At 70.0% G+C, this 6110-nt stretch carries 6 protein-coding genes and 1 pseudogene; 5 read left to right on the top strand and 2 right to left on the bottom strand.

The features are described 5' to 3' along the window. Window positions 1–397 (bottom strand): annotated as a pseudogene (locus tag AE652_RS28075) (diacylglycerol kinase); the annotation flags it as partial. Between the two features lie 126 nt (window positions 398–523). On the opposite strand from AE652_RS28075, the gene AE652_RS28070 reads away from it, so the two are divergent. Both AE652_RS28070 and AE652_RS28065 read left to right on the top strand, forming a co-directional pair. After that, on the top strand, window positions 524–1807 hold the full coding sequence (locus tag AE652_RS28070) for an adenylosuccinate synthase (RefSeq protein ID WP_049656442.1): 1284 nt from the start codon (window positions 524–526) through the stop codon (window positions 1805–1807). Window positions 1808–1940: 133 nt separating this feature from the next. Next, entirely contained in the window at window positions 1941–2543 is a 603-nt protein-coding gene (locus AE652_RS28065; protein ID WP_049656440.1) for a GNAT family N-acetyltransferase, read from the top strand. Between the two features lie 40 nt (window positions 2544–2583). Here AE652_RS28065 and AE652_RS46640 read toward each other — a convergent pair whose 3' ends face one another. Next, window positions 2584–2739, bottom strand: coding sequence for a hypothetical protein (locus tag AE652_RS46640; RefSeq protein ID WP_159028574.1), 156 nt, complete (start codon window positions 2737–2739; stop codon window positions 2584–2586). A gap of 347 nt (window positions 2740–3086) precedes the next feature. Here AE652_RS46640 and AE652_RS28060 point away from each other — a divergent pair, with 347 nt between their 5' ends. From AE652_RS28060 to metG, 3 genes are all read left to right on the top strand, one after another. Next, the gene (locus tag AE652_RS28060; RefSeq protein ID WP_063780290.1) at window positions 3087–3935 is read left to right on the top strand and encodes a helix-turn-helix transcriptional regulator; all 849 of its coding nucleotides are present in this window, start codon (window positions 3087–3089) and stop codon (window positions 3933–3935) included. Next, a complete protein-coding gene (locus tag AE652_RS28055) occupies window positions 3932–4132 on the top strand; it encodes a DUF397 domain-containing protein (RefSeq protein WP_049656434.1) in 201 nt (66 codons plus the stop codon). The genes AE652_RS28060 and AE652_RS28055 overlap by 4 nt, the downstream gene beginning before the upstream one ends. Window positions 4133–4346: 214 nt before the next feature. Further along, the gene (gene metG, locus AE652_RS28050) at window positions 4347–6080 is read left to right on the top strand and encodes a methionine--tRNA ligase (protein WP_049656432.1); all 1734 of its coding nucleotides are present in this window, start codon (window positions 4347–4349) and stop codon (window positions 6078–6080) included. Window positions 6081–6110: the final 30 nt, after the last annotated feature.

Raw genomic sequence — 6110 nt, 5'->3', positions numbered from 1 at the left:
CCAGCCGGCGCGGCGCGCCCGAGAGCACCGCCCGCGCGGCCCGGACCGGCTCCCCCGGCACGCCGAGCGCGCGGGCCGCGGCCAGCTCCTCCGAGCGGCCGACCGGAACCATCCCCACCGGTTCGTCGCCCAGCTCACGCTGGCGGTGCAGGGCCTGGAGCACCCGCTGCAGAGCGAGGTCGGAACCGATCACCACCGGTCGCCTCCGACCCCGGTGCGAAAGCACCCGGTCGAGCTCGGAAGGGCTCTCCGGAAAGACCACCTTGACGTCCGCTCCCCCGCAGAGCACGTCCTTCGCGATCCGCACCGACTCGCCGTCGGTCTGCCGGGCCACCGGGTCGAGGAGCAGCAGGAGCGGCTCCGGGCCGCCGGTAGCAGGCGTGGACAGGGACGACACGACCGGTCCTTCCTCAGGTAATCTCTCGGTGCAAGAGCCCCTTGCGCCATTGCGCCAGGGGCTTCGTCTATCTCGGGGCAGACTGCGGCCTACGCAGGATGCCCCAACCGGAAGGGGTGTACGCCTGTGCCGGCACTCGTGCTCGTTGGCGCTCAGTGGGGAGACGAGGGCAAGGGGAAGGCCACCGACCTCCTCGGTGGCTCCGTGGACTACGTGGTCCGCTACCAGGGCGGCAACAACGCCGGTCACACGGTGGTCATCGGTGACCAGAAGTACGCCCTGCACCTGCTCCCTTCCGGCATCCTCAGCCCGAACGTGACGCCGGTGATCGGCAACGGCGTCGTGATCGACCCGGCCGTGCTGCTCTCCGAGCTGGCCGGCCTGAACGACCGCGGCATCGACACCTCCAAGCTGCTGATCTCGGGCAACGCCCACCTGATCACGCCGTACCACCGCACCCTGGACAAGGTCACCGAGCGCTTCCTCGGCAAGCGCCGGATCGGCACCACCGGCCGCGGCATCGGCCCGACCTACGCGGACAAGATCAACCGCGTCGGCATCCGGGTCCAGGACCTGTTCGACGAGTCGATCCTGCGCCAGAAGATCGAGGCGGCGCTGCACGACAAGAACCAGATCCTGGTCAAGCTGTACAACCGCCGCACCATCCCGGCCGACCTGGTGGTCGAGGAGTACCTGGGCTACGCGGAGAAGATCAAGCCCTTCCTCGCCGACACCACCCTCGTCCTGGACGAGGCACTGAAGGCCGACAAGGTCGTCCTGCTGGAGGGCGGCCAGGGCACCCTGCTCGACGTCGACCACGGCACGTACCCCTTCGTGACCTCGTCGAACCCGACCGCGGGCGGCGCCTGCACCGGCGCCGGCATCGGCCCGACCAAGATCGACCGGGTCATCGGCATCCTCAAGGCCTACACCACCCGCGTCGGCTCCGGCCCGTTCCCGACCGAGCTGCTCGACGAGGACGGCGAGGCGCTGCGCCGGATCGGTGGCGAGCGCGGTGTCACCACCGGCCGCGACCGCCGCTGCGGCTGGTTCGACGCCGTCATCGCGCGCTACGCGACCCGGGTCAACGGCCTCACCGACTTCTTCCTCACCAAGCTGGACGTGCTGACCGGCTGGGAGCAGATCCCGGTCTGCGTCGCGTACGAGATCGACGGCAAGCGCGTCGAGGAGCTCCCCTACAACCAGTCGGACTTCCACCACGCCAAGCCGATCTACGAGACTCTGCCGGGCTGGACCGAGGACATCAGCAAGGCGAAGACCTTCGCCGAGCTGCCGAAGAACGCCCAGGCGTACGTGAAGGCGCTGGAGGAGATGTCGGGCGCGCCGATCTCGGCCATCGGCGTCGGCCCGGGCCGCGACGAGACGATCCAGATCAACTCGTTCATCTGAGCCTGATCCTCGGCTGACACTTCGAGGGCCCCGCGGGATCCGTCCCGCGGGGCCCTCGTTTGCCTCACGCGGGAGATTTGCACTAGCGCAAACATCTCTTGCTTCTAGTGCAGAGCGGCGCTACGTTCGGATCATGACCGCGAAGCTGCCCTCACCCGTCGTCCTCACCGGCCGCCACATCCGCCTGGAGCCGCTGGAGCGCCGCCACCTCGCCGACCTCTGGACGGCCGTCGGCTCCGACCCCGAGGTCTGGCGCTGGACCATGCACCTGCCGCCCGTCTCGGAGCAGGAGTTCGGCGCGGTCCTCGACATCCGCGTCGCCGAGGCGGCGGCCGGCGAGTCGGTGAACTTCGCCGCCGTCGACCTCGCGAGCGGCCGGGCCGTCGGCGTCACCGGCTACCACGACCTCAGCGCGCAGGACGAGTCCGTCGAGATCGGCGGCACCTGGTACGCCCGCTCGGTCTGGCGCACGGCGGTCAACACCGAGGCCAAACTGCTGCTCCTCTCCCACGCGTTCGAGGACCTCGGCATGGGCCGCGTCTTCTGGAAGACCGATGCCCGCAACGAGCGCTCCCGCACCGCGATCCAGCGCCTCGGCGCCCAGTACGAGGGCACCCTCCGCCGCCACCGCCGGCGCCCCGACGGCACCTGGCGGGACAGCGCCTACTTCTCGATGCTCGCCGAGGAGTGGCCGGCGGCCAAGTCCCGTCTGACCGAGCGGCTTTCACGGGGCTGAGCCGCCGGACCGGCGGAGTGCGGCGAAGGGGGCGCGGAGGCTATTTCCGCTCGCCTCGGGCGGAATGGCCGGCCGCGAACTCGCGCTTGGCCGCGCGGGGTTCACAGGCCTGGATGTTCACCAGCCAGACCAGCCAGCCGACGAACAGGACGGCGAGCAGGAGCGCCGACAATCCGGCGACGAGAAGCGCATTCACCGGGATGCGGAAATGCGCCGGGGTGGATGGGGCCGGTGGGGAGGGCCGAGGGGCGTGGGGAGTGGCATGGCTGTCTCCGGTCGGTGATTTCGGGCGCCGCGACCATGCATCTGATGTGTCATTACGGCCGAATGTCGGCTGTTAGACGACTGTTTGACGACTGTTTAGGCGGCAACAAGTCAGTGAGTGACACGGATGACCATAGGGTCAAGGTGCCAGAGTTGCTACCGAGCGGGAAGACGTTCACTCCATCGTGGGGTATCCCCCATTTTGGTAGCTAGGGCCCGGTACGCGCGGCACACTTCACCGGAAGCATCGACGCGAGCCGCGACCCGGAGAAGAGAGTCATGCCACCCCGCTTGTCGCCGACCGTGCGCCAGCAGCGCCTCGGGATCGAGTTGCGCAGGATGCGCGAGCTCGTGGGCGTCACGCCCAAGAGCCTGGCCGCCACCATCGGCACCGACCTGCCCAAGATCTCCCAGATGGAGAACGGGAAGTCGGGCATCAGCGCCGAGCGGCTCCGGATCTGGGCGCACACCTGCGGCTGCGAGGACGGCCCTTATCTGGACGCCCTGTTGGCGATGACGCAGGACCGGCGCAAGTACTGGTGGGACGGCTACCGCGGCCGGCTGCCGAACGCGATCATCGACATCGCGGAGATGGAGCACCACGCCTCCTCCCTGTCCATCCTGAACAGCACCTTCATCCCCGGCCTGCTGCAGACCCCGGACTACGCCGCCGCGGTGTTCGAGCGGCTTCCCCCCCAGTACCGGCAGGAGGCGGACATCCGGAAGGCGTTCCGGATCCGGCGCCAGCAGATCTTCGTCGACCACCCGAAGCCGTACAGCGCGTTCCTCCACGAATCCGCGCTGCGCATGCAGTTCGGCGGCCCGGACGTGCTGCGCGACCAGCTGCGGGGCCTGCTGGAGAACTCCGAACGGCCCGGGGTGGAGATCCGGGTGATCCCGTTCAGCGTGCCCACCTACACCGGCTCCGGGGAGAGCCTGTACCTCGCCCGCGGGCCCGTCCCGGAGCTCGACACCGTCCAGATCGATCTCTCCCACGGGCCGACATTCGTGCACACCCAGGTCGAACTGGCCTCCTACCGCCGGATCAAGGAGGAGACCGCGGCGATCGCGCTCGGACCGGACGAGTCCCGGGAGTTCATCCGGTGCTTGCTGAAAGACTTCGCATGAGTACCTGGCGCAAGGCCTCGGCCAGCGGTGAGAGCACCGACTGCGTCGAGGTCAGAGCCGCGGGCGAACTGGTGGAGATCCGCGAGTCGGACCGGCCCGAGGTCGTCGTGCGGACCACCCCGCGCAAGTGGGCCGCCTTCGTCCGCGGGGTGAAGTCCGGGGAGTTCGACCGGTACGGGGACTTCACCCGACCCTGATGCCCGACCCTGAAGTCCGACCCTGACGCCCGGCCGTGATCCCGGCCGTGATTCCCGCCCCCGCCCGGCGCGTGCGGCGGCGCCGCCGACCGGCCCCGCTCCTTGCGCCCCGGCCCCCGCTCCTTGCCCTAGGCTGGCAGCCCACAGTGGACCCTGCGCCCGACACGGCACTCCGGGTGGGGTGCGCGTGCGGGAGAAATCGGAGCATCCGAGGATGGCTCGGCACCTGATCACCAGCGCCCTTCCGTACATCAACGGGATCAAGCACCTGGGAAACATGGTCGGGTCCATGCTCCCGGCGGACGTCTACGCCCGCTACCTGCGCCGACGCGGGCACGAGGTGCTGTTCATCTGCGCCACCGACGAGCACGGCACACCCGCCGAACTCGCCGCCCAGGAAGCCGGGTTGCTGGTCGCGGAGTTCTGCGCCCGGGCGCACGACGCGCAGCGGGCGGTGTACGACGGCTTCGGGCTCTCCTTCGACCACTTCGGCCGCAGCTCCTCGCCGCAGAACCGGGAGATCACCCAGGAGATCGCCCGCGAGCTCCAGCGCAACGGCTTCATCGAGGAGCGCGCGATCCGCCAGGTGTACTCCAACGCCGACGGCCGCTTCCTGCCGGACCGCTACATCGTCGGCACCTGCCCGCACTGCGGCTACGACAAGGCCCGCGGCGACCAGTGCGAGAACTGCACCCGGGTGCTGGACCCGACCGACCTGCTGGAGCCGCGCTCGGCGATCAGCGGCAGCGCCGACCTGGAGGTCCGGGAGACCCGCCACCTGTTCCTGCTCCAGTCCAAGCTCACCGAGGAGGTCGAGGACTGGATCGACGCCCACGCCGACGACTGGCCGGTGCTGGCCTCCTCGATCGCCCGCAAGTGGCTGACCGAGGGCCTCCAGGACCGCTCGATCACCCGCGACCTGGAGTGGGGCGTCCCGGTGCCGGCCGACGTGTGGCCCGAACTGGCCGCCGAGGGCAAGGTGTTCTACGTCTGGTTCGACGCCCCGATCGAGTACATCGGCGCCACCAAGGAGTGGGCGGACGCGGCCCCGGCCGGGCACCTGCGGGACTGGAAGTCCTGGTGGTACGAGGCCGACGAGAGCGTCCGGTACACCGAGTTCATGGGCAAGGACAACGTCCCGTTCCACACCGTGATGTTCCCGGCCACGCTGCTCGGCTCGCGCCGCCCGTGGAAGAAGGTCGACTACGTCAAGGCCTTCAACTGGCTGACGTACTACGGCGGGAAGTTCTCCACCAGCCAGCGGCGCGGCGTCTTCGGCAACGACGCGCTGGACCTGCTGCCCGCCGACTACTGGCGCTACTTCATGATGGCGCACGCGCCCGAGTCGGACGACTCCAGCTTCACCTGGGACCTGTTCGCCTCGGTCGTCAACAAGGACCTCGCCGACACCCTCGGCAACTTCGTCAACCGGGTGCTCACCTTCAGCCGCAAGCGCTTCGGCGACGACGTCCCGGGCGGCCACGCCCCGGGCGAGGCCGAGCAGCGCCTCGGCGAGCAGGTCGCCGGGCTCCTCGCCGAGTACGAGGCCCAGCTGGACGCGCTCAACTTCCGCAAGGCGGCGCAGGCCCTGCGCGCGCTGTGGAGCGCGGGCAACGCGTACCTGGACGAGAAGGCGCCCTGGCTCCAGGTGAAGACCGACCCGGAGGCGGCGGCGCTGACCCTGCGCACCGCGATGAACCTGATCCACCTGTACGCGGTGGTCTCCGAGCCGTTCATCCCGACCACGGCGGCAGCCATGCGCGGCGCCTTCGCGCTGCCCGCGGACTCGCCGGCCGCCACCCGCGACTGGATCGGCCCGGAGGAGGCGCGGGCGCTGGACCTGGTGCCGGCCGGGACGGCGTTCACGGTGCCGCCGGTGCTGTTCGCCAAGATCACGGACGAGGACCTGGCGGCCTGGACGGAGCGCTTCGGCGGCTCGGCGGGCTGAGCGGCGGGACGGCTGGACGGCTGCGTGACG

Origin of the sequence: Kitasatospora sp. MY 5-36 (assembly GCF_001182915.1) — a bacterium.
Lineage (GTDB): Bacteria > Actinomycetota > Actinomycetes > Streptomycetales > Streptomycetaceae > Kitasatospora.
Note: the sequence above shows the minus strand (reverse complement) of the source record. Positions and strands in the feature narration are given on the sequence as shown.